Origin of the sequence: Pseudomonas sp. 10B238 (assembly GCF_000970615.1) — a bacterium.
Taxonomy (GTDB): Bacteria; Pseudomonadota; Gammaproteobacteria; order Pseudomonadales; family Pseudomonadaceae; genus Stutzerimonas.
Window position 1 is genome coordinate 463,799 of record NZ_KQ033927.1, and the last position, 22,467, is coordinate 486,265.

At 62.1% G+C, this 22,467-nt stretch carries 12 protein-coding genes; 7 read left to right on the plus strand and 5 right to left on the minus strand.

Annotation, left to right across the window (positions count from 1 at the left end):
• The first annotated feature begins 303 nt into the window (after positions 1–303).
• The 7 genes from putA (at position 304) to RT21_RS02025 (ending at position 11,637) form a co-directional block, all read left to right on the plus strand.
• Positions 304–4,251: a trifunctional transcriptional regulator/proline dehydrogenase/L-glutamate gamma-semialdehyde dehydrogenase gene (gene putA / locus RT21_RS01995; protein ID WP_046161375.1), complete on the plus strand. Its 3,948-nt coding sequence runs from the start codon at positions 304–306 to the stop codon at positions 4,249–4,251.
• Between the two features lie 200 nt (positions 4,252–4,451).
• On the plus strand, positions 4,452–5,666 hold the full coding sequence (locus tag RT21_RS02000) for an MFS transporter (RefSeq protein WP_046161376.1): 1,215 nt from the start codon (positions 4,452–4,454) through the stop codon (positions 5,664–5,666).
• A 56-nt stretch (positions 5,667–5,722) separates the two neighbouring features.
• Entirely contained in the window at positions 5,723–7,690 is a 1,968-nt protein-coding gene (locus RT21_RS02005; RefSeq protein ID WP_234463643.1) for a TonB-dependent receptor domain-containing protein, read from the plus strand.
• A gap of 56 nt (positions 7,691–7,746) precedes the next feature.
• On the plus strand, positions 7,747–8,784 hold the full coding sequence (locus RT21_RS02010) for a FecCD family ABC transporter permease (protein WP_101153212.1): 1,038 nt from the start codon (positions 7,747–7,749) through the stop codon (positions 8,782–8,784).
• Positions 8,785–8,786: 2 nt separating this feature from the next.
• Positions 8,787–9,830, plus strand: coding sequence for a FecCD family ABC transporter permease (locus RT21_RS02015; protein WP_046161377.1), 1,044 nt, complete (start codon positions 8,787–8,789; stop codon positions 9,828–9,830).
• Complete coding sequence (locus tag RT21_RS02020) at positions 9,830–10,696, plus strand: ABC transporter ATP-binding protein (RefSeq protein WP_046161378.1); 867 nt, start codon at positions 9,830–9,832, stop codon at positions 10,694–10,696. Before RT21_RS02015 ends, RT21_RS02020 begins: the two co-directional genes overlap by 1 nt.
• On the plus strand, positions 10,693–11,637 hold the full coding sequence (locus RT21_RS02025) for an ABC transporter substrate-binding protein (RefSeq protein WP_052724711.1): 945 nt from the start codon (positions 10,693–10,695) through the stop codon (positions 11,635–11,637). The genes RT21_RS02020 and RT21_RS02025 overlap by 4 nt, the downstream gene beginning before the upstream one ends.
• Before the next feature lie 46 nt (positions 11,638–11,683).
• Here the strand turns inward: RT21_RS02025 and RT21_RS02030 are convergent, their stop codons facing one another.
• Genes RT21_RS02030 through RT21_RS02050 form a run of 5 tightly spaced genes read right to left on the minus strand, consistent with a single transcriptional unit; the run spans position 11,684 to position 22,460 of the window.
• Entirely contained in the window at positions 11,684–13,132 is a 1,449-nt protein-coding gene (locus tag RT21_RS02030) for an amino acid adenylation domain-containing protein (protein WP_046161379.1), read from the minus strand.
• Positions 13,129–17,706, minus strand: coding sequence for a non-ribosomal peptide synthetase (locus RT21_RS02035; protein WP_046161380.1), 4,578 nt, complete (start codon positions 17,704–17,706; stop codon positions 13,129–13,131). Before RT21_RS02035 ends, RT21_RS02030 begins: the two co-directional genes overlap by 4 nt.
• An 18-nt stretch (positions 17,707–17,724) precedes the next feature.
• A complete protein-coding gene (dhbA, locus tag RT21_RS02040) occupies positions 17,725–18,483 on the minus strand; it encodes a 2,3-dihydro-2,3-dihydroxybenzoate dehydrogenase (protein ID WP_046161381.1) in 759 nt (252 codons plus the stop codon).
• Between the two features lie 12 nt (positions 18,484–18,495).
• Positions 18,496–21,591 (minus strand): non-ribosomal peptide synthetase, encoded by a 3,096-nt coding sequence (locus RT21_RS02045; protein WP_046161382.1) that lies wholly within the window; start codon positions 21,589–21,591, stop codon positions 18,496–18,498.
• A complete protein-coding gene (locus RT21_RS02050; protein ID WP_046161383.1) occupies positions 21,588–22,460 on the minus strand; it encodes an isochorismatase family protein in 873 nt (290 codons plus the stop codon). The genes RT21_RS02045 and RT21_RS02050 overlap by 4 nt, the downstream gene beginning before the upstream one ends.
• Positions 22,461–22,467: the final 7 nt, after the last annotated feature.

A 22,467-nucleotide genomic window follows, 5' to 3' on the forward strand; every position in this document is an offset into this window, starting at 1 on the left:
GGCTTCGAGCAGCGCCCCGGAGCCCGATCCGGCATCTGTGGAGGCACGATCGAGCGCTTTCAGATCTCGTAGACCCAATTGAAATGCGTCGCCAGACGCATTGTTTCGTGAGAGTTCAGCGCCAGCAATCGTTGGCGAGGCGTCATCTGCCGGATGCGCCGGATCAATGCACAGCGAGGGTCTACGCTGAGGAGATACAGATGGATAAGCCACACGGGCTTGTCTATTAGTGGAGATGACAGATCGCAGCTTGCTGCGCAGCCGCCGAGGTATCCCGCCTACCGCACCACGGAGGACAGCCACATGGTCACCAGCACACTCGGCATCACGCTCGACGAGGCAACTCGCGATCGGCTCGAGGACGCAGCCAGACGGATCGAGCGCCCGCCACAGTGGGTGATCGAAGAGGCACTGCTCCGCTACCTCGAGGAGGTCGAACGCGACACGAGTCACCCCGAGACTGAGGCGGTGTCCCACATCGGCGAGGACAGAACGGTCAATTTCGCACCTGACAGCCAGCCGTTTATCGAGTTTGCACAGAGCATTCTGCCGCAGTCGGTGCTCCGCGCAGCCATCACCGCTGCCTATCGCCGCCCTGAGCCGGAGGCGTTGCCGATGCTATTGGAGCAGGCGCGGCTGTCGCCGGAAAAGGCCGAAGCGACCCACCGACTTGCGCTACGCATCGCCGAGAAGCTGCGCAACCAGAAAAGCGCCGGTGGGCGGCAAGGCCTGGTGCAGGGGTTGCTACAGGAATTCTCATTGTCATCCCAGGAAGGCGTCGCCTTGATGTGCCTGGCTGAGGCCTTGCTGAGAGTGCCGGACAGGGGCACTCGGGATGCGTTGATTCGCGACAAGATCAGTACCGGCAACTGGCAACCGCACCTGGGCAACAGCCAGTCGGTGTTCGTGAACGCCGCCACCTGGGGCTTGATGCTCACCGGCCGGCTGGTGGCCACGCATAACGAAACCAGCCTTTCATCATCACTGAACCGCCTGATCGGCAAAGGTGGCGAGCCGCTCATCCGCAAGGGCGTGGACATGGCGATGCGGTTGATGGGCGAGCAGTTCGTCACCGGCGAAACCATCAACGAAGCGCTGACCAATGCCCAAACCATGGAAGCCAAAGGCTTCAGGTATTCCTACGACATGCTTGGCGAAGCTGCGCTCACCGCCGCAGATGCGCGGCGCTATCTGGCCTCGTACGAACAGGCGATCCATTCCATCGGCATGGCTTCGCGCGGTCGTGGCATTTACGAGGGCCCAGGCATCTCGATCAAACTGTCGGCTCTACACCCGCGCTACAGCCGTGCGCAGTACGACCGGGTGATGGATGAACTCTACCCTGTGCTGGTGTCACTGACTGAACTGGCGCGGCGCTATGACATTGGCATCAACATCGATGCCGAGGAAGCGGATCGCCTCGAGTTGTCCCTGGAACTACTCGAACGGCTTTGCTTCGAGCCGTCATTGGCCGACTGGAACGGCATCGGTTTCGTCATCCAGGCTTACCAGAAGCGCTGCCCCTATACCGTGGATTTCCTGATCGATCTGGCCAAGCGCAGCCACCATCGGTTGATGATCCGCCTGGTCAAGGGCGCTTACTGGGACAGCGAGATCAAGCTGGCGCAGCTCAATGGCCTTGAGGGCTATCCGGTCTATACGCGCAAGGCCTATACCGACGTGTCGTTCATTGCTTGCGCGCGCAAGCTGCTTGCCGCGCCCGAAGCCATCTATCCGCAATTCGCCACACACAATGCGCATACCCTGGCCGCGGTTTATCACCTGGCCGGGCATAACTACTACCCCGGTCAATATGAATTCCAGTGCCTGCACGGCATGGGCGAGCCGCTTTACGAGCAGGTCGTGGGCAAGGAGGACGGACGTCTCAACCGGCCCTGCCGCATCTATGCTCCCGTTGGCAGCCACGAAACCCTGTTGGCCTATCTGGTCCGCCGGCTGCTGGAAAACGGCGCCAATACCTCCTTCGTCAACCGCATCGCAGACAAGAGCATCTCGCTCGAAGAGCTTGTCGCAGACCCGGTGACGACGGTTGAACAGATGTTCGCCTCGGAAGGCACACTCGGCCTGCCGCACCCCCGGATTCCGCTGCCCCAGCACCTGTATGGGCCCGGTCGGCTCAACGCCTGCGGGCTTGATCTGTCCAACGAGCAACGGCTGGCCTCGCTTTCGTCCGCCTTGCTTGCCGGGGCACGCCAACGCCTGACTGCTGCTCCACTACTCGGCTGTGACGCCGTTTCGACGAATCCCGCCGCGCCCTTGCTCAACCCAGCTGATCATCGGGATACGGTCGGTCACGTGCAGGAATCCAGCGAAGCGGATGTCGACAATGCCCTGCGCTGCGCCCTCGACAGCGCCAGCGCCTGGAGGAGCACCCCGCCCGCAGGGCGCGCAGCTGCATTAGCAAAGGCCGCGGATCTGATGGAACAGCGCATGCAACAGCTGCTGGGCGTACTTATCCGCGAAGCGGGTAAGTCGTACGCCAACGCCATTGCCGAAGTGCGCGAAGCCGTCGATTTTCTGCGTTTCTACGGCGCCGAAGTGCGCGACAACTTCCACAACGACACCCATGTACCACTTGGCCCGGTGGTCTGCATCAGCCCGTGGAATTTCCCGCTTGCGATCTTCACTGGACAGATCTGCGCCGCGCTGGGCGCCGGCAATACCGTACTGGCCAAGCCGGCGGAGCAAACACCCTTGATTGCCATGCTGGGCGTGCAGATCTTGCATGAAGCTGGCATTCCCAAGGGCGCCTTGCAACTGCTGCCAGGGCGCGGCGAAACCGTCGGTGCCCAGCTCGTCGCTGACGAACGTATCCGCGGCGTGATGTTCACCGGTTCCACAGCTGTTGCCTCGATCTTGCAACGCAGCATCGCCGGACGCCTGGACGAACGTGGACGTAGCATTCCGTTGATCGCCGAAACCGGCGGTCAGAACGCAATGATCGTTGACTCCTCGGCGTTGGCTGAACAAGTCGTCATGGATGTGATGGCGTCGGCCTTCGACAGTGCCGGTCAACGCTGCTCCGCCCTGCGGGTGTTTTGCATACAGGAAGATGTCGCGGAACGAGTCATCGGCATGCTCAAGGGCGCCATGGCCGAAGCACGCATGGGTAATCCGCAGCGCCTGTCAGTGGATGTAGGCCCGGTCATCGATAGTGAAGCGCGCGACACCATCGAACGCCACTTGCAGGCCATGCGCGACAAAGGCCGACGCGTGCATCAGTTGGCCCGCGTCGACGAGAAGGAATGCGCCCATGGCACCTTCGTGACGCCCACGCTGATCGAACTCGAACGTCTTGACGAGCTGCAGCAGGAAGTCTTCGGCCCGGTGCTGCACGTGTTGCGCTATCGCCGCACAGATATGGACCAACTTCTGGACCAGATCAACGCGGCGGGCTACGGATTAACCTTGGGGGTGCATACCCGCATTGATGAAACCATCGCCAAGGTGATCGACCGTGCCAAGGTCGGCAACCTCTACGTCAATCGCAACATTGTTGGCGCAGTAGTAGGGGTGCAGCCGTTCGGCGGTGAAGGCCTGTCCGGTACCGGACCCAAGGCTGGCGGCCCGCTGTATCTGTATCGCCTACTATCGGAGCGGCCACACGACGCGCTGTTGCGCGCACTTAACTTCGGCGGTACGCAGACGCTACCCGAGGTGCGTCGCGCCCCCGCCCAGGCCGACGCCGCCCGACAGTTCCAGGACTGGGCTCGGCAAACCGGCCGGGAAGCAATTGCCGCCCTCTGTGAGCGCTACGCCAACCAATCCCAGAGCGGCACCACTCGCTTGCTCAACGGCCCAACCGGTGAGCGCAACAGCTACAGCCTGCTGCCACGCGAGCATGTGCTGTGTCTGGCAGACGATGAAGGTGACCTGATGATCCAACTGGCGGCGGTATTGGCCGTTGGCAGCGAGGCCGTGCTACCGGATGTCTCGCCGGCACAAGCGCTTCACGCCTCGCTCCCTCAGGCGGTCCAAGCCAGGATCACCTTGACCTCGGACTGGACCAGCGACGCTACGCGTTTCGATGTCGTGCTCTACCACGGCGAACCCGACCAGCTGCTCGACGTCAGCCAGCGGCTATCGCAACGCAGCGGTCCGATTGTCGGTGTGCAGGGAATGGCCAGCGGCGATACCGACATTCCTTTGGAGCGGCTGTTGATCGAGCGCGCGTTGAGCATCAATACCGCTGCGGCGGGCGGCAATGCGAGCCTGATGACCATCGGCTGACCAACACAGTTTATCGACTGTAACGACCCCGCCGGTTTTCGCACGCTGTTGGATCGTCTGATTTCAACGTGCACTGTCCTGCCGACTTCAGAACATCAGCTGCGACCACCTGATTATGGTAATGCGAACGATTTGTGTTTGATATAGCTTTCAGCTTGACTTAGGATGCAGCCGCCTGACAAATCGAGCGTGCCGCACCAATGAAAGTTGCCGACCAGACGAGGATCTCTGTTCACCTAGCGATGTTGATCAACATGCTGTCCATTGGCAGCCTGATGATGGTCATGCCGCTTGGGCCGGACCTCGTGCGCGAGCTCGGCATGGAGGCCAGCCACGTTGGCTACATCAGCGGCGGCGCAACCTTGGCTGCTGCGCTAAGTGGGTTCGTCAGTGCACCCTGGCTGGATCGTTTCGACCGCAAGCGCGCGCTGATCACCCTCCTCGTCCTCCGATTTGCCCTGCTGCTGAGCTGTGCCTGGGCGACCGGCCCCAACCAGCTGATTGCAATCTTCGTGCTGTCCGGCCTGGTGGCGGGTCCGATGGGCGCGATTCTGATGGCCACCATGCTCGACCTGATACCGCCGGCGGAGCGTGGGCGTCAGCTTGCCTATGTCGGGATGGGCTTTTCACTCGCCGCGATTCTGATCATTCCGCTGGCCTTGGAATGTTCGATTCGCTGGAACTGGACGACACCTTTTTTCCTGTTGGGCGGGACGGGGCTGCTGCTGGCGCTGCTGTGCCAGTTGTTGCTGCCCAAGCCTGCAGTCGTGGAACGGCCAAAAGCCTCGGTCCGATCGCTGTTGGGTTCGCGCCTCTGCCTGGTCGCACTTGGCATCACGTCATTGCAGATGTTTGGGCACTTTCTACTGGTGCCCCACTTCGCCACTTACTTTGAATTCAACCTGGACTTTCCGCGCCCGCATCTGGGTCTGCTGTATCTGCTTGGCGGCGTTGCCAGCCTTGCGGCCATGCGGATCGGCGGCGCCTGGATCGATCGCGGCAGCGCGGTAACAGTGGTGCTTGTCAGCAGCGGCTGCCTCTCGCTGGTGACCTTGCTTGGGTTCGCCGCACCGGTGGGCATCTCCCTCTACGTCATCTTCACGCTGTTCATGGCGCTGAGTGCCGTGCGTACCAACAGCACCATGACCATTGCCGCCGGCGTTCCCCATGCTCACCAACGCGCAGCATTCATGGCGTTTCAAGGAACGGTTTCGAATGTCGCAGCCGGACTCGGCAGTTTGTTTTCAGCGCGCTATCTGAGCGAAGGCCCTCAACACCAAGTGATCGGCTTCGAACACCTAGCCGCCTTCTATGCCGTAGCGGGCGTCGTGGCGGGTCTCGGCGTGCTTTATCTGCTTCATGGCATCAGACAGCGCGACATGTGCCTCACCTCAACCAAACAACAGGCGGGCTAACCCGTCGCGGATACGTGATCAGTCCTTTCGACCCTCGAGCCGCAACGGAGCATGCTATGTCAATCGCACTAAACCGGGGTATCAGCCGTCCCCGTCACCTATCCCTGACCATCCTGGCCAGCCTTATGCCGCTTGCCGCACTCGCGGCCGAGCCTGTTGCTCTGGAGCAACAAGTCATCACCGCCACCCAGACGGCACACAGCGAGCTCAGCGCGCCGGCCAGCGTGTCGGTGGTGACCCGTGAGGAGCTTGAGCAGAGACCGGTTTACAACCTGGCCGATGCAGTGAAGTACCTGCCCGGTGTGCACCTCAACCCGTCGTCCACGTACGGCCGGCAGGAAATCAAGCTGCGCGGAATGGACTCGGATTACACGCTGTTGCTGGTCAACGGCCGCCGGATCAACTCGCGCGATGCGCTGTCCTCCAACTATGCCAACGACTTCGATCTGTCCTCGATCCCGATGGCGGCCATCGAGCGCATCGAAGTGATACGCGGCCCGATGTCGTCGCTGTACGGTGCAGATGCACTGGGCGGTGTGGTCAACGTGATCCTGCGCCAGCCCACCGAAGAGACGAAAGCCGGTATCGCCTACACCTACGAGCACCCCACCGAGGGTGATTCGGGTGACGGCCATAAGGCCAGCGGCTACGTCAGTGGTTCGCTGATCGAGAACAAGCTGCTCGGCAATCTGATTCTGGAAACCACTGACCAGGCCGCCTGGCTCAGCGAGCAAACGGTCAATCCGAATACCGATGCCGCCGAGCAGCGTCAGGCCAGCAGCGCCTACGGTTCCCTCAGCTGGTTCCTGGACGAACGTCAGACCATCGACCTTGACATCACCCACCGCAAGGATGATCGCGAGGCCGAGTGGAACAACTTCGGTGCGGTGGTCCTGAACGTGCAGGAGATGGAGCGCTGGAGCTTTGGACTCGGCCATACCGGCAACTGGGACGACTTCAACACGCGGGTGCGTTATTACTACGAAAACGTCGAGTTGATGGACGATTCGCAGATCATGACGACGCTGCGCGGTATGAAGGGCGACATCGAGCAAAAAAACCACACCGTCGACGGCCAGGTGACCGCGTTTCTCGGCAGCCACCTCCTTACCCTTGGCAGTGAGTTGCGTCGTACCGAGCTGACACACAACCAGAACCTCGGCAGCGAAACCGAGGTGGACCAGAAGGCCGTCTACCTGCAAGACGAGTTTTCTATCGGTGATCTGGACGTGACCCTGGGTGGACGCCTGGATGACCACGACAGCTTCGGCAGCGAATTCAGTCCGCGGGCCTACGGCGTGTACAACCTCACCGACAACTGGGTGATCAAAGGTGGCGTTGGGCGCTCGTTCAAGGCACCAAGCATCTATCAGTCTGACGACACCTATGGCGTATTGGCCTGCCGCGGCATGTGTACGCTGGTCGGCAACCCGAACCTCAAGCCCGAAACCGCGACCAGCTACGAGATCGGTACGCTCTACCAGAACGAGCGTCTCGAAGCAGGCGTCATGTTGTTCAACAACGATATCGACGACATGATCATCACCGATACATGGCGAGTCGGATATCGACCTGCCGTGATGACCTATAGCAACGTCAGCAAGGCGCGCGTGCAAGGCTACGAATTGCAAGGTCGTTACAACCTGAGCGACACCATGGGAGTGCGCGCGAACTACACCTATTCGGATGCCGAAGACCGCGATACCGATGAACAACTGCGCAACACCCCGCAGCACGTCGCCAATATCGGTTTCGACTGGCAGGCCATGCCCGATCTGGGGCTGAATCTGGACTACCAGTACACCGGCAGCCAACTCCTCTACGTCTCGGCAGCGCAGCCAAATGTTGAGAGCGGTGCGTTCCATCAACTGAATCTCGGTGCGAAGTATCAAGCCACCCGCGAGTTGTCGCTGAAAGCGGGTATGAACAACCTGACCAACGAGAAGCGCGACGATGTCGCCCAGTCAGTCGATAACATCCTCATGGGCCGTACAGTGTTCGTTGGCTTCAGCTACGACATCTGATACCCGCCATTACCCGGCAGCCTAGCTGCCGGGTTTCAGGAGCTTGCTCGAAACCAATGACACGAATTGATTCGACCTTCCCCGGCTACCAGCAAGCGGTCCTCATCGCTGGCGGCGCGCTTCTGCTGGGCTTGCTGGCGCTCTCGATGAGCACCGGCGCAGGCGTCTACGGCGCGGTCGAAGTGCTGCACTATCTTCTCGGAAACCAACTCGCCGTGGCGGATGAAAAACTGGCCATGGTGGTAGAGACACTGCGTTTGCCGCGTACGCTGGCAGCGCTCGTTGTTGGCGGAAGTCTTGCCATCGCCGCCTCGCTGCTGCAAAGCGCAACACGTAATCCGCTGGCCGAACCCGGCTTGCTCGGCGTTAATGCCGGCGCAGTGCTGGGGCTGGTCATCGGTCTCATTTTCTACGGCGTCGAATCCACACGGGGCTATCTGCTCTGGTCCGGTGCCGGCGCCCTGCTGGGCAACCTTGTGGTGCTCGGCATCGGCTTGATGCTGGGCCAGGCCAGCCCACTGAAACTCATTCTCGCCGGCGTCGCGCTGGCTGCAATATTCGGCGGTCTGTCGAATTTCATGTTGCTGTCGACACGTGTGGCCTTGGAGCAATTTCGGTTCTGGAACCTGGGCTCCCTTTCCGCCACCCGGCTCGACGCGGTGGGCACCGTCACGCCTGTTGCGCTGCTGGGCCTGGCACTCGCCGGCCTGCTCTGCCGACAACTGACGCTGATGCAAATGGGTGACAGCCAGGCGCGGGCGCTGGGCATCCACACCACCTGGGTGCGACTGGGGGTCCTGGTCGCCTCGACATTGCTGACGGCCTGCGCGATATCTCTTGCCGGGCCCGTCGGTTTCGTGGGCTTTCTAGCAGCCTACTGCGCTCGATTGATCGAACCGGTGGCACTGCTCCGACAGCTGCTGTTCTCGACGCTGTTCGGCATGGTGTTCCTCTTGGCGGCTGATGTGCTGGCGCGCTGGCTGTTGCAACCCTTCGAGCTGCCGGTCGGAACCTTGCTGGCCGCACTCGGCGCGCCGGCGCTGATTGTGATCGTCTTGCGCGGTGGCTTCCGATCTCTGCTGGCGGTGAGGTAAGCATGGCATCCACCACTCCCAGCGGCGTGTGGACGCTGCGCATGGGCAGCCTGAGTCTGCTGCTGCATCGACGCAACTGGCTGATGTGCGGCCTGCTCACGCTGCTGCTTGCCGTATTGGCCACCCTGGCGATCAGCCTGGGCTCCGGCCAGATGGGCATGCGAGACGTGCTCGCCACTCTGCTCGGCAATGGCAGCAAGCTGCACGAGATCATGGTCTTCAAAATCCGAATGCCGCGGGTCGCTGCGGCCATCGTTGCCGGCTTTGCCATGGGCATGGCCGGCTGCCTGATCCAGACCCTGGTGCGCAACCGCCTGGCGACGCCAGACATGATCGGTGTGAATGAAGGCGCCTCGCTGGCGGTTGTCGGTTTTTCCCTATACCTGACGCTTGGCAGCTGGCCCTGGTGGGCCTCTCCCCTGGGCGCGGTATTGGCTGCTGTGGCGCTGTTCAGCCTCTGCCGCCGCCCCGGAGAGCAAGGCTATCTGTTCATCGTAATCGGGATTGCGCTGTCGGAGCTGCTCGGCGCGATCGGCGACTTCGCCATGTCGACGCAGCCGTTGGTGCACCTGGGCAGTCTCTATCTCTGGACGATGGGTCACTTCGCCGGGGTCAGCTACCAGACCGTCAACCCGATCGCCCTGGTCCTGCTGGCGCTATGTCCGCTGATGGCCTTGGTCAACCGCCCCCTGGCCTTGTTGCGCTTTGGCGATGCCACTGCGCAGAACCTGGGCATCCGCGTGCCGCTGGTGCAACTCGGCGTGCTGGGCCTGGCCATTCTGGTGGCCTCGCTGGGCACAGCGATTGGCGGGCCGGTCGTATTCATCGCCATGGCCGCACCGATCCTGGCGTCCTGGCTGGCGCGCGATAACCTGGCCCCGCTTTGGCTATCGGCCCTTTGCGGAGCAGTGCTGCTACTGGGCAGCGACACGCTGGTGCGGGTGCTGGCGCAGCCGGAAGAGATTCCCACCGGCATCATGACAAGGCTACTCGGCGGCATTCTGCTGCTTGCGTTGCTGCTCAAGGACAGACGAGGGGCTGACTGATGACGGTACTGAGCGTCGAAAACCTTCATTTCGCCTATCAGGACAAGGTGGTTCTGGACGACCTTACCTTCTCGCTGCCCAAAGGCCGGCTGATTGGCATCGTCGGGCCCAACGGCAGCGGCAAATCGACCTTGCTCAAGCTGTTGGCGCGTCAGTTGCCCCTGCAACGTGGCGAAATCCACGTCCATGGGCAGTCGCTGTCTCGTTACTCGATGAAAAGTCTGGCCCGTCAGTTGGCGTTTCTTCCCCAGCGCCCCGTAATAGCCGAGGGGATTCGCGTCGAACAGCTGGTGCAATACGGTCGGCATCCGCATCAGGGCTGGTTCAACCAGTGGAGCGACGAGGATGCGCGTCAGGTCGCCCGCGCTCGCGCGGCCATGCAGCTCGACGCTATCTGGCATCGCCAGGCCTCTTCGCTCTCTGGCGGGCAGGCGCAGCGCGCGTGGCTCGGCATGATCCTGGCGCAGAACACCGATCTGATCCTGCTCGACGAACCCACCAGCGCACTGGATATCGGACATCAGGCCGAAGTCATGGAGGCGGTTCACCGGATCGCAGCCGAAGGCCGCACGGTGCTGATCGTCATCCATGACCTGGGCATCGCCGCGCGCTATTGCGATGAACTGATTGCCCTCGCCGATGGGCAGATTCAGGCCATGGGGCGTGCACGCGACGTGATGACCAAAGCGCTGGTGGACCGCCTTTACCAGACCGAGGTGGACATCCTGCCGGCACCCGGTGACGGCGCTCCGGTGATCGTCCCGCGTCGCCGTTCGCTCGCCGAGTCTGCGCTTCCCGCCTCTGCGCCATTAGCCACCCGCACCCCAGCGGTGCCCGAACCCGCTCAAAAGGACACGACCCAATGATCAAACGAACCCCCTGGCACCTCACCATCGCACTTATAGCGGGGTTGATGACCCTCAGTGCGCACGCCGCCACCCGTCAGGTGGAAGATGCGTTCGGCAACACCGTCACCGTTCCGGCCGAGCCTGAGCGTGTTGTCACGCTCAACGAAATCGATCTGGATACGGCGCTGACACTGGGGGTGACGCCGATCGGCACCGTCAACGGTCGCGGCCAGGCGGCACCGCCGCGTTACCTGGAAGGCAAGGTGCCGTCAGGCATCAAGGTCGTCGGCGATCTGGACAACCCCAACCTGGAAACGCTGCTTGAGCTGGAACCGGATCTGATCCTCACCGGTCCGGTCAAGCCGGAGCAGCTGGCGATACTCAACGAGATCGCGCCGACGGTCACGACCTTTAAATGGGCCGAACCTTGGCAGTCCAGCATGCAGCGAACCGCTCATGTGCTGAACAAGGATGCTGAAGCCAAGGCTTTTCTGGACCGCTACGAAGCACGTGCAGCCGAGGCGCGTGAGCGTTTGAAGGACCATCAAGGCGAGACGTTCAGTATCGTTCGCTGGAACCCGAAGGGCCCGTCCTACATGTTCAAGGACGCGTTCTCCAGCACTGTGGTGGAAGACGTCGGCCTGGTCCGCCCGGCTCACCAGCAGGACCCAGGCCACACTCATTCCATGGCACTGAGCCTTGAATCCCTTGAACTGCTGGATGCGGACTGGCTGGTGATCGGGACTCTGGCCACCAGCGGCGAAGCCGTCGAGGCGCTTAGCCAGGCTGAAGAAACACCGGCGTTCCGCCAGCTCTCGTCTATTCAGGCCAAGCGTTTCGCCGCCGTCGATGGATCGCTATGGACCTCGCTGGGTGGGCCGATGGCTGCTCTGCAGGTAATCGAAGATGTGGAATCCATCGTCGGCAAAACAGACGCTGATCCGGTCGCGAAAAACTAACGCAGATTGCCCCGTGGCCGCCCTGGCCACGGGCTAGCGCACTCGATCAGACCGGCTCGGGCAGCCGCTTGCGGTCGATCTTTCCACTCGGAGTTTTCGGCAGCGAGTCCAGCAGCACGATGCGACTCGGAACCATATAGTGCGGCAGGCTCAGATGCAGTGCTCGTCGAATCTGAACCCGACCGGGCGCACCTTCGCCTCGTGTCTCCACATAGCCGACCAGGCAGGCCTCGTCGCCTTTACCCAGCAACCGTACCGCAGCATCCTGAACCCCCTCGATGCGCCGCAGGTTGGCTTCGATTTCGCCCAGTTCGATTCGAAAACCGCGCAACTTGATTTGATCGTCGCGACGTCCAAGGTATTGCAATTCCTCGTCGCCAATGCGGCGAACCCGATCCCCGGTACGGTACAGACGCCGCCCTTGCCAGCTGATGAAGGCCTGCTCATTCAGGTCGCTGCGCTGCCAGTAACCCTGTGCCAGCGATACCCCTTCGATGCACAGTTCACCCTCGCCGCCCGGCCCGATGTCATTGCCGTTCTCGTCGAGAACCCAGTGTCGGTAGCCGTCGAGCGACTGCTTGAGCCGCACACCATGGTCCGCCAATGGCTGTTCGACCGGCGCCATCATCGACCAAACGGTCGCCTCGGTGGGGCCATAGCAGTTCCACAGCTGCCCCACCGACTCGCTGAGCCGTGCCGCCAGCGTAGCGTCCAGAGCTTCACCACCACAGAGCGCGGTCAGACCTTCACGCCCTTGCCATCCCGCTTTGAGCAGCATTCGCCAGAATGCAGGCGTGGCCTGCAGGGTGTTCAGGTCCGGCCGGCTGTCGAGCAACTGCAGCAGCGCCACCGGGTCCTTGTGGGCTGGTGCGCAGACCACTTCGACATAGCCGCCTACCCACAGTGGCCCGAGCATCTCCAGCAGAGAGATATCGAAGGCCGGCGTGGTGGTGAACAGCCAACGTGTGTCCGGCCCGATCCCGACACGCCGGGCCGCGGCGTCGAGGAAGTTGCTTAAGGCAGCCCGGCCAATCACGACGCCCTTGGGTTTTCCTGTAGAGCCGGAAGTGAACATCATGTACGCAGGCAGCTGGTCATCGAGCACCAGCGGCTCGGGCATCGCTGCCAGCCCGGGTCTCAGGCGCAGCGAAGGTGCCAGCGACCGCGACGGCTGCTCATCCTGAATGATGCGGTGCAGGCATGCGTCGTCGGCGATGCCCTGCAGCCGGTCAAGCGGAAACTCCGGCTCGAGTGGTACGAAACAAAGCCCTTCCTGCAGGCAAGCGAGCAGCGCCGCGATCAGATCCGGCCCACGGGAGAGATGCAGCCCGACGCGATCACCTGCAGTCAACCCGTCTGCGCGCAGTTGCAACACGATGGCCGCGACGCGTGCCTGCAATTCGGCGTAACTGAAGCTGGCGCCGAGGCACCCTAGCGCTGGGCGCTCGGCGTGACGGGCGAAAACGTGGGCGAGCTGTAGGTTCAATGACGTCATTGCAGCTCTCCCTCCAGCGCAGCCAGGTTTTGCAGGTGAGTTCGTAACGACTGCAAAAAGCGCGCACCGAGGTCCGAGCGCAGGCTGCCGATCTGCCGCAAGGTCAGCAGGCCGTCAAACACGCCGCCATGCAGGCTGATCAGTTCTGCAGACAGGTTGCTAGCACCGCTCGGGTTGCCCGGCGGCAACGGCAATGGCTGCCAGTCCCCTGCTCCGCTCTGGTAATTGCCGAGGTAATTCAGCGCGACGGCGGGCAGCGGAAGACTGTCACGATGCGCCGGATTGCTGCGCAGCGGCAGATAGCCAACACCCTTGTCCGGCACCTGGCGCAACTGCTCGGCAGCGTGCTGAACCAGCGCCGGCCAGTCCGCCTGGTTATGCACCCTGACCGGGAACATGCTGGTGAACCAGCCAACCGTGCGGCTGACGTCCAACCCGGCATCAATCGGTTCGCGGCCGTGACCTTCCAGCATGATCAACTGCTGCTCGCCGAGCCCCAGCTCCATCAGCGACCGGGTCAGCGCAGCCACCAGCAACTCGCGGACGTCGACCTGCAATCGTCTGGTCGTCATCTGGATCAGTTGCCGAGTGGTGACTTCATCCAGCTGTAACAGTTGCGGTTCGGAGTGCTCGCTGGACGACCATTCTTGGGGAAAGGTTTGATTAGTAAATGCCTGGCCCATCGCACCGACCTGCTCACGCCAGTACGGCAGCTGCGCTTCAGCACGCTGCGCATAGGCCGCGAGACCCTCACCCCACTGCCGGTAGCTGCTGGTCTTGTCGGGCAACCCATCGCCGCGGGCCAGTCGCTGCAGGTCTTCCACCAGAATGCGCCACGACACCGCATCGATGACCAGATGGTGAAACGCAATAAACAGCCCTCGCTGGCCGTTCGGCAAGTTCTCGATGACGGCCCACGCGAGCGTCCGAGCGCTGGCCGGATCGAGGTGGGATTGCAGCTCGGTTAGCGCATGCTGTAACCCCGACTCGCCCAGCTCCGCGGCATCCAGTTGGGCAGGCTCGGGTAAGGGCAGGAAATTTCGATAACACTGGCCAGACGGAATGACGATCAGCCGCAGCGCATCGTGCTGCGCCAACAATTGGCGCATGTAATCCATCAGCTGGAGCTGACTCACCTCGGCCGGCAGCCCAAGCACAACGCCCTGGTTCCAATGCTGGGGTTGAGCGAAGGGCTGCTCAAAGAACCATTGCTGGATTGGCTGCAGAGGGAAATCGCCGGTCAGCAGACCTTGCTCGGCGCGGATCGCCTGGTTCTCGCGTGGTCCTTCGAGCACGCGGCACAGTCGGCGCACGGTCTTTGCCTCGAACACCTCTTTGACGCTACAGGGGTAGCCGGCATCGCGCAGACGTGTCGCCAGCTGGATGCTCAGTATCGAATCACCGCCCAACCGGAAGAAATCGCTATCTACGCCCAGCGGCTGCTCCAGCACACCCTGCCAGATCTCCAGCACGTGTCGCTCCAGATCGCCAGCGGGCGGCACTAGCTGTTCAGCTTCGGCCAGCTCAACCGTGGGCAGCTGTCGCTGATCCAGTTTGCCGTTGGCCGTAAGCGGCATCTTGTCGAGGATGATCAGACGCTGAGGCACCATGTATTCAGGCAGTCGATGGGCTGCGGCCTGCAATACTGCGTCTGGCTCGGGTGTCGCTTCGCCCGCGGTTACCGTGGCGTAGGCCACCAGCGCCTGACGTGTGCCCTGGCTGACGACCAAGACCTTTATTTCCTGCAGGCTTGAGCAGCTGGCGTGCAGTTGAGCTTCGATCTCCCCCGGCTCGATGCGATAACCGCGCAGTTTGATTTGCGCATCCAGACGGCCCAGGTACTCGTATTCACCGTTGGCCAGCAGCCGTGCGCGGTCTCCGGTGTGATACATCCGTACCTTCACCCCGGCGAAATCATGCTCACGAAAGGCCTCAGCTGTACGCTCCGGCTGGTTGAGGTAGCCGCGGGCCAACCCTAGCCCCGCCAGACAGAGCTCACCCGGAACACCAACCGGGCACACCGCGCCGTGCCGATCCAGGATCACCGCCTGCATGCCATCGATAGCTTGGCCGATGGTCAGGCGAGTGCCTGCCGCGAGCGTCTTGGTCAGCGCCGTAACGGTGGCTTCGGTCGGACCATACATATCAATCAGACGGAACTGGGATGCCCAACGCTGTGGGATCGTAGGTGGGCAGGCTTCGCCGCCGAAGCCCACCGCTTTCATCGCCGGCAATGGCCGCTCCGGCAGCGTCGCGAGCAAGGCCGTGGCAAAAATCATCTGTGTGGTTTCAGTGCGCTCGATCTCATCCAGCAGACCCTCACCGGGATCGGCCCAGAGCAGACATGCACCGTGAACCAACGGCACCAGCGCACACATGTTGCCGGCGTCGAACGACAAGGACATGCAGTCCAGCATTCGGTCACCCGGCGCGACACCGAGCCGGCGACCGTGGTCGAGTAGAAGGTTGACCAGTGATCCCTGTTCGATCATCACGCCCTTTGGCACGCCGGTCGATCCAGAGGTGTAGATCACCTGGGCGAGTCGTTGCGGGTCATGCAGGAGCGGCGGCGCGCATGGCGACTGGGCATCTAGCTGCGCCTGGGTTTCATGGCTATCTAGATCGACCCAACGCGCACCTGGCTCCAGCCCGAATGGCGCCACGCCCTGACCGATGACCAGCTGCAAATTGGCGTCCCGCATGATGTGGCTGAGGCGCTGCTGGGGATAGTTCGGGTCCAGCGGGACATAGGCCGCGCCGACTTTCCAGCACGCGAGCAACGCGACCGCAAACGCGTTTTCTCGCCGCGCAAGAATACCGATCAGGTCGCCTGGCGCACAGCCCTGGGCCTGCAACCAATTGGCAAGCCGACTGGCACGGGCGTCTAGCTCCGCATTGCTGACGTAGCCTTCCCCCTGCCGCAGCGCGGGTCGATTCGGATGTAGCTGAGCCATGTCGCTGAACAGCGAAAGCGCGGTCAGTCCGTCGGGATAGAGCGCGGGCAACGCCGACAGGCGCTCAGCGGTCTGGTCCAGCAACGAAGGATCGTGCATGGGCAACTGCCAGATGTCCTGCTCTGGCGCATCGACCACGGCTTTCAGCATGTTCAGCAGTCGGCTCGCATAGCCTTCGATACTGCTGCGTTCGAACAGCGCCGTTGCGTAAAGCCAATCGACCCGTACCGAATCCACCAGCTCGGTGACCTTGACCGAAATGTCGGTCTTGGCAGGCAATACCGGAGAGGTCTCCTCCACCGCGTCACAGCCGGGGATCAGGTCGTTGAAGTCGACCCGCGCCTGGTAGACCAGCATGATCTGAAAGATCGGGTTGATCGCGGTATGGCGGTCCATGCCTAGCGCTTCGCTCAGGGCCTCGAACCGATAGAGCTGATGATCGAACGCCTGAAGATCGTCAGTACGGCACTGGCGCAAATACTCGACAAAGCTTTGCTGTTCGGGAAGCTGCGTACGCAACACCAGCGTATTGACGAAGAAACCTACCAAAGGCTCGACATCCGCCCGCTCGCGGTAGGCCAAGGGGGTGCCAACGACAATATCGCGCTCACCGGAATGACGTGCCAGCAGCAGCGCGAACAGCGCATGTAGGCCGATGAAGGGCGAAGTGTTGTGTTGCTGACACAGCCCTTTGAAACGATCCCAGAGCGCATTGTCGATAGTCGAGAACACCACTTCGCCGCCGCTGGCCGGTTGGGCAGGCCGTGGCTTGTCCAACGGCAGGCTGTGCACCTCGGGGATACCCGCCAGGCGTTCGACCCAGAAGGGTTTGAACTGCTCGTGATAGTCCCGGAATAAGCGCGAATTGAACCAGCGTGCGTAGTCGATGTAGGTCAGCGCGGGCTCGTCCCAAATCAGGCCCTCACGATTCTGGTAAGCCAGAAACGCAGTCTTCAGGTCGGCGAATATGTTCTTCACCGACCAGCCATCGGAGATGATGTGGTGCTGGTTGATCATTAGCACGTGCTCGCGCTCGCCCAGCTTTAGCACGGTGACGCGCGTCAGCTGCCCGCTGGTGATATCGAATGGGCGTTCAATCTCTTCCCGCACTCGCTGCGCAACCAGATCCTTACGTGCCTGCGGTTCGAGATGGCTAAGATCTTCCCGCGCCAGACGGAACCCTGTGTGCGGCACTATCTCCTGCTCTCCTCGGCCCTCGGCGCTACGCTGGAAGCGCGTGCGCAAACTGGCGTGACGGGCGACCAGCGCATCGAAGGCGAACTCCAGCGCCGGCACGTCCAGCTCGCCAGTCAGGCGGAAGAAGACGGGCATGTTGTAGAGGTGCGAATCCTGTTCGTACTGCTCGATGAACCAAAGCCCGCTCTGCGATGACGACAGCGGACCGACGCTGAGGTGTTGTGGCGCGATAGGTGCGTCGAACGCGCGTTGAGCCCTCAGACATTCGATGATGGCGTCGCGATTGTCACGTATCTGCTGCCCGAGCGCGGGGGTCACGGCCTCTTTGCTCGACTGCGAAACCAGCTGCTGCTGATCGTTGAGCGCAAGCTGCACGCCCTGCTGAGCCAAGTGCTTCAGCAGGCCGATTATGTTTTTTTGCATCTGCTACCTCTCGGAGTCTCAGGCCGCCAGGGTGGCGCCGCCGTCGACGACGATGTCCTGCAGGGTGATGTGGCTCGCCAGGTCCGATGCGAGGAACAGCACGGTACGGGCGACCTCTTCTGGCGTGGCGATCTTGCGCAGCGGAATGCCCAGCTTGTACTGCTCCGGAAAGCCAGCAATCGTCCGTTCTCGCGCGTCCTCGCTGTGCCACATGCCACGCTGCATGGCGGTATCGGTGGAGCCCGGCGAGACCAGATTGCAGCGCACGCCGTGCTCAGCCAGCTCCAGGCCCGCTGTTCGGATCAGGCTGGTAAGCGCAGCTTTGGATGCGCTGTACGCGGCCATCTGCATGCGTGGAACGTGGGTCGCATTGCTGCTCACCGCCACTACCGCTCCGCTGCCCTGCGCCTTGAAACGCGGGATCAGTTCGCGCAGCAGATAAAAGGCACCGGACACGTTGACCCGTATCGACTCGTCCCAGTCAGCCGAACTCAGCTCCTCAATAGCCCCGAGCCGCAAGATGCCGGCAACACTGGCGAAGACATCAACCCGCTGTTGTCCACCCAGCAGCTCGTTGCACGCATGGCGCACCGCGTCCGCATCACCGACATCAAGCAGGTAGGTCGTGAAGCCGTAATCACCTTCGGAAAAGGCGCGGTCGAAACCGACGACCTGCGCACCCAGCCGTGCGAAGCCTTCGGCCACGGCGCGGCCGATCCCCTGCCCGGCGCCGGTCACCCAAACACTTTTCCCGCTGAAACTCATCTGATCGTTCATTTGCCCGCCCCTTCACCAAACCATTTCCACGAGTTCTTCGCGCTGTTGCAGTCGGCTGTCCAAAAAACTGCAGAAGTCCGCCAGTTGTGGGTGATCGAAGACATCGGAAACCTTCACGGCGGTGCCGAATTCGGCGCCCAGGCGATTGACGATCTGGATGGTTTGCAGCGACTGCCCACCGAGCTCGAAGAAGTTGTCTTCCGGCTGAATGCCGCTGACACCGAGGATCTGCTGCCAAATAGCGCTGACGCGCCGCTGCGTCTCGTCGTTCAGCACGCGCTCGGTCGAGCCTTGCAGATAGGCCTGCTGCAAGCGTTTACGGTCCATCTTGTTGCTACTGGTACGGGGCAAGACGGCGAAATGACGGTAATCGGTAGGCACCATTGCTGCTGGCAGCACGGCGCTCAGCTCACGCTTGATCGCTCGAACGTCGTTCCGCGGGCCAGCGAAAAACGCCACCAGCCGGCGCACTCCGGCATCAAGTTCCAGGCCTAGCACGCAGGCCTCGTCGATACCCGGCAGTGCCAGCAATCGTGCTTCTACCTCCCCCGGCTGGATGCGATAGCCGCTGATCTTGAACTCGTTGTCCAGCCGACCGAGGTACACCAGCTGACCATCGACCAGCCGCACCCGGTCACCGGTGCGGTAGACCCGCATCGTCTCCTCGCCAATACGTAGATGGGCAAAGGCCGGCGAGTCACTGTTGAGGTAACCGTTGGCCAGCTGTGGGCCAAACAGCACCAGCTCACCTTCCGATCCAGGGCGATTGCCACGCTCCAGAACCAGCGCCTCGACACCTGTCAGTGGTCGACCGATAGGCAGCCGTTCGCAGTTGGGGTCGACGTTCTGCAGATCGCAGCTGCTCGCGACCACCGTTGTCTCGGTCGGGCCGTAGGTGTTGATCAAACGAACGTCGGGCCGCCCAACGCGTTGCCAGGCCTGTAGTTGCTCGGGATATACCGCTTCGCCACCGATGATCACCGCCTTAAGCGATGCCGGGATCCGCACCTGGCCGCTGCGCAACGCCACGACCCACTCGTTCCAGAACGCTGTGGGCAGGTCGACCACGCTGATCGCCAGTCGCTCGAGTCCCTCTACAAACGAGGACATCGACTGCAACATCGGGTCGGTCCGCAGCACCAATGCCGCCCCGGCCGACAAACTGACGAAGACCTCCTCGATGCTCGCATCGAAGTTGAACGGTGCGAATTGCAGGACGCGATCGGCTGAACCAATGCCGTAGCGCTGCCGAGCCGCCTCAGCGAAATGCGCCAGTGCGCGATGGCTGACTTCGACGCCCTTCGGCGCACCCGTCGAACCGGAGGTGAACATCAGGTAGCAGGCCGCATCGTTGTCGCGTGGGGTGTAGGTTCGGTTGGCCGAGGTCAGCAACCCAATCAACTGGATCGCACCAGAATGGATGTCCGCCAACCGATGCCGATAGGCCGCCTCCGTAATGACCAGCGCCAGCTCGGCCGTCCCGCAGATCAGCCGTTGCCTATCGGCGGGCTGCTCCGGGTCCAGCGGTACGTAGACCGCACCAGCGAGCAGTACCCCCAACTGGGCAAGGATTGCTTGTGGCGAACGGCTCAGCATCACGCCGACGCGCTGGCCCGGCTGAATCCCCAGTTCGACAAGCGCGGCAGCGACCATCTCGGCCCGAGCCTGCAGTTCGCCGTAACTCAGCGCCTGCTCATGCTGAACCAGCGCGATGTGCTCAGGCCTGCTCTGTGCCTGTAGGCGTATCGCCTCCAGCACATTGCTCGGTTGCACGTGGGAGGCGCGACCAGGGGTCTTGAGGACTTGCCAGGCTCGGCGAACTGCAAACAGCTCTTCGAGCAGCACGGCCCGTGGCTGCTGCGGCTCGGCCAGCCAGCATTCGAGCAGATCGAACAGTTCTTCTTGGAGGCTGCGCACCTGGTCGAGGCTGTAGCAGGCCGGGTTGGCATCGTAGTCGAGTACCGGCATGCCGTCGGCGCCAATCTGGACTTCCAGCGTCAGGTCCTCCACCGGACCTGCGCTCAGGTTCAGCGTTCGCGCCGGGCAGTTGCCGTAAGTCAGCGGACGGTCGAACGGCATGATATTGATCAGCGGGCCGAACAGACGCTGTTCTCCGCCAACACGACCCAGGTCTCGGCGCAGGGATTCGTAGCGGTAGTGCTGATGCTTGCGGCTGCTACGACGTAGCTTGCCGATGGCCTTGGCGCAGGCGATCAGATCGGCATCGTCCGGCAGATCCAGGCACAACGGCGCGATGTTCATCTGCATGCACGGCACATTGCACGAGGCCGAGCCGATGCGATTCATCACCATCAAACCCAGTACCTGGGAGCGGACACCGCTTACCTGCCGGAGGTGAGCCGAGACACCAGCCAGCAGCAGGTCCGGCCAGCCGATGCCATGAGCTTCGGCAACCTTATTCAGTGCCTGCCACAGAGGCTCTGTGAACGGGGCGCCGTGACGGATGAACGTGGCCGCTATCGGCGCACTGCGCTCACTGAAGCTGGCTGGCTCCGGCATGCGTGACAATGTTTCCAGCCAGTAACCGCGTGCAGCGGCGGTACGGCCCTGAGCGTCCCGCTCGGCGTCTTCCTTGAGCACATCTTCATATCGGCCAAACTCACTGGCTGGCACCGAGTCACCACTTATCGCAGCGCCGTAGAGCTCGGCGATTCGCTGGTACAGCAGGTTGGTGCCGTAGCCATCCAGGGCGATGTGATGCACACAGCTGTATAGAAAGTCGCGCCCTTCGGCCTGCAGCAACACGAAACGGCACGGCAACTCGCGTTGGAGATCGATCGCGATACGAATGTCGCGCATGGCCCAGTCACGGACCCAGCCTTCCGCATCCGCCCCAGCCGGAACCTGCACCTGTTGAACGACCACTGGCAGTTCGCGGGGTTTGAAGAACACCGCGTCTTCATCGGCCACGAACACTCCGGATAGGGCCTCGCACTCCCGCGCCGCCTGTTGCACCGAGGCGATCATCGTCGCCGCGTGAATCTTGCCGGCGAACGCGATGCATTCTGCGGTATTGAACATGGCGCGATCTTCGTTGAGCAAGTAGCCGGACCAGAGCCCTTGCTGGGCAGTCCCGAGCGACCTCATCGGACACCTCCGTGCGCGTTGAGCAGAGCCCACCACCCATTCAACGTCGGGGTCTTGGCCAGATCGGTGAAACTCAGTTCCAGCCCCTGCTCCCGCCATTCGCTCAGCAGGGTCATGATCTGAATCGAATCCAGGCCGTAGTCGAGCAGGTTTTCGTCGGGGTCGAAGGGTTCATCCATCTCGTCGAGCATCGACAGCAACCGGGTTTCAAGCTCTTCCCAACTCGGCAATGACCGCTTGGCAGCGCCCAGTTCGAGCACTTCGCGGCATGTCACGACCTTGCCGCACCGCGTCGCCACGTAGTTCAACGCCATCTCGTGCTCGGTCGCGCCGAAGTCTGCGATGCCGTCGGCCAGCACGAAGGGCTGGATGTCCCGCATGAACGCATCGCACGCCGTCATGAGGCAGCCGATATGACCGTATATGCCACCGATGATCAGCTGGTCGCGACCGAGCTCGCTCATCATGTGTTCCAGCGGTGAACGCTGGAACGCGCTGTAGCGCCACTTCACCAGGACCGTGTCGTCGTCAGCAGGCGCCAGGCCCGGGACGATCACTTGGCGCTCGGGATATTGCGTGATGCCCGGTCCCCACATGTCGGTCAGCAGCGCCCTGTCCGCATCAGCTTGCTCACCAGGCTGGGCTGTGTAGATGACAGGAATCCCCAGTGCTTTGCAGCGCTGACGAACCTGTGCCAGACGCGAGACCAGTTCATCGATAAAGGCGCTGTCCTGGCCCCAGAAATCACAGAAGTACGCTTGCATGTCGTGAATCAGCAGGACCGCGCGATCCGGTTCGAGCGACCACTGCACTTTGTTCGCGGTCCATTCGCTGGGCAGGCGGTATGGCGTCAGGGTGGGAATTGCCATGAAACGA

What these genes read in the sequence shown, in the direction of transcription:
- putA (WP_046161375.1), top strand. Translation starts at nt 304, where the DNA reads ATGGTCACCAGCACACTCGGCATCACGCTCGACGAGGCAACTCGCGAT.
- RT21_RS02000 (WP_046161376.1), top strand. Translation starts at nt 4,452, where the DNA reads ATGAAAGTTGCCGACCAGACGAGGATCTCTGTTCACCTAGCGATGTTG.
- RT21_RS02005 (WP_234463643.1), top strand. Translation starts at nt 5,723, where the DNA reads ATGTCAATCGCACTAAACCGGGGTATCAGCCGTCCCCGTCACCTATCC.
- RT21_RS02010 (WP_101153212.1), top strand. Translation starts at nt 7,747, where the DNA reads ATGACACGAATTGATTCGACCTTCCCCGGCTACCAGCAAGCGGTCCTC.
- RT21_RS02015 (WP_046161377.1), top strand. Translation starts at nt 8,787, where the DNA reads ATGGCATCCACCACTCCCAGCGGCGTGTGGACGCTGCGCATGGGCAGC.
- RT21_RS02020 (WP_046161378.1), top strand. Translation starts at nt 9,830, where the DNA reads ATGACGGTACTGAGCGTCGAAAACCTTCATTTCGCCTATCAGGACAAG.
- RT21_RS02025 (WP_052724711.1), top strand. Translation starts at nt 10,693, where the DNA reads ATGATCAAACGAACCCCCTGGCACCTCACCATCGCACTTATAGCGGGG.
- RT21_RS02030 (WP_046161379.1), bottom strand. Translation starts at nt 13,132, where the DNA reads ATGACGTCATTGAACCTACAGCTCGCCCACGTTTTCGCCCGTCACGCC.
- RT21_RS02035 (WP_046161380.1), bottom strand. Translation starts at nt 17,706, where the DNA reads ATGCAAAAAAACATAATCGGCCTGCTGAAGCACTTGGCTCAGCAGGGC.
- dhbA (WP_046161381.1), bottom strand. Translation starts at nt 18,483, where the DNA reads ATGAACGATCAGATGAGTTTCAGCGGGAAAAGTGTTTGGGTGACCGGC.
- RT21_RS02045 (WP_046161382.1), bottom strand. Translation starts at nt 21,591, where the DNA reads ATGAGGTCGCTCGGGACTGCCCAGCAAGGGCTCTGGTCCGGCTACTTG.
- RT21_RS02050 (WP_046161383.1), bottom strand. Translation starts at nt 22,460, where the DNA reads ATGGCAATTCCCACCCTGACGCCATACCGCCTGCCCAGCGAATGGACC.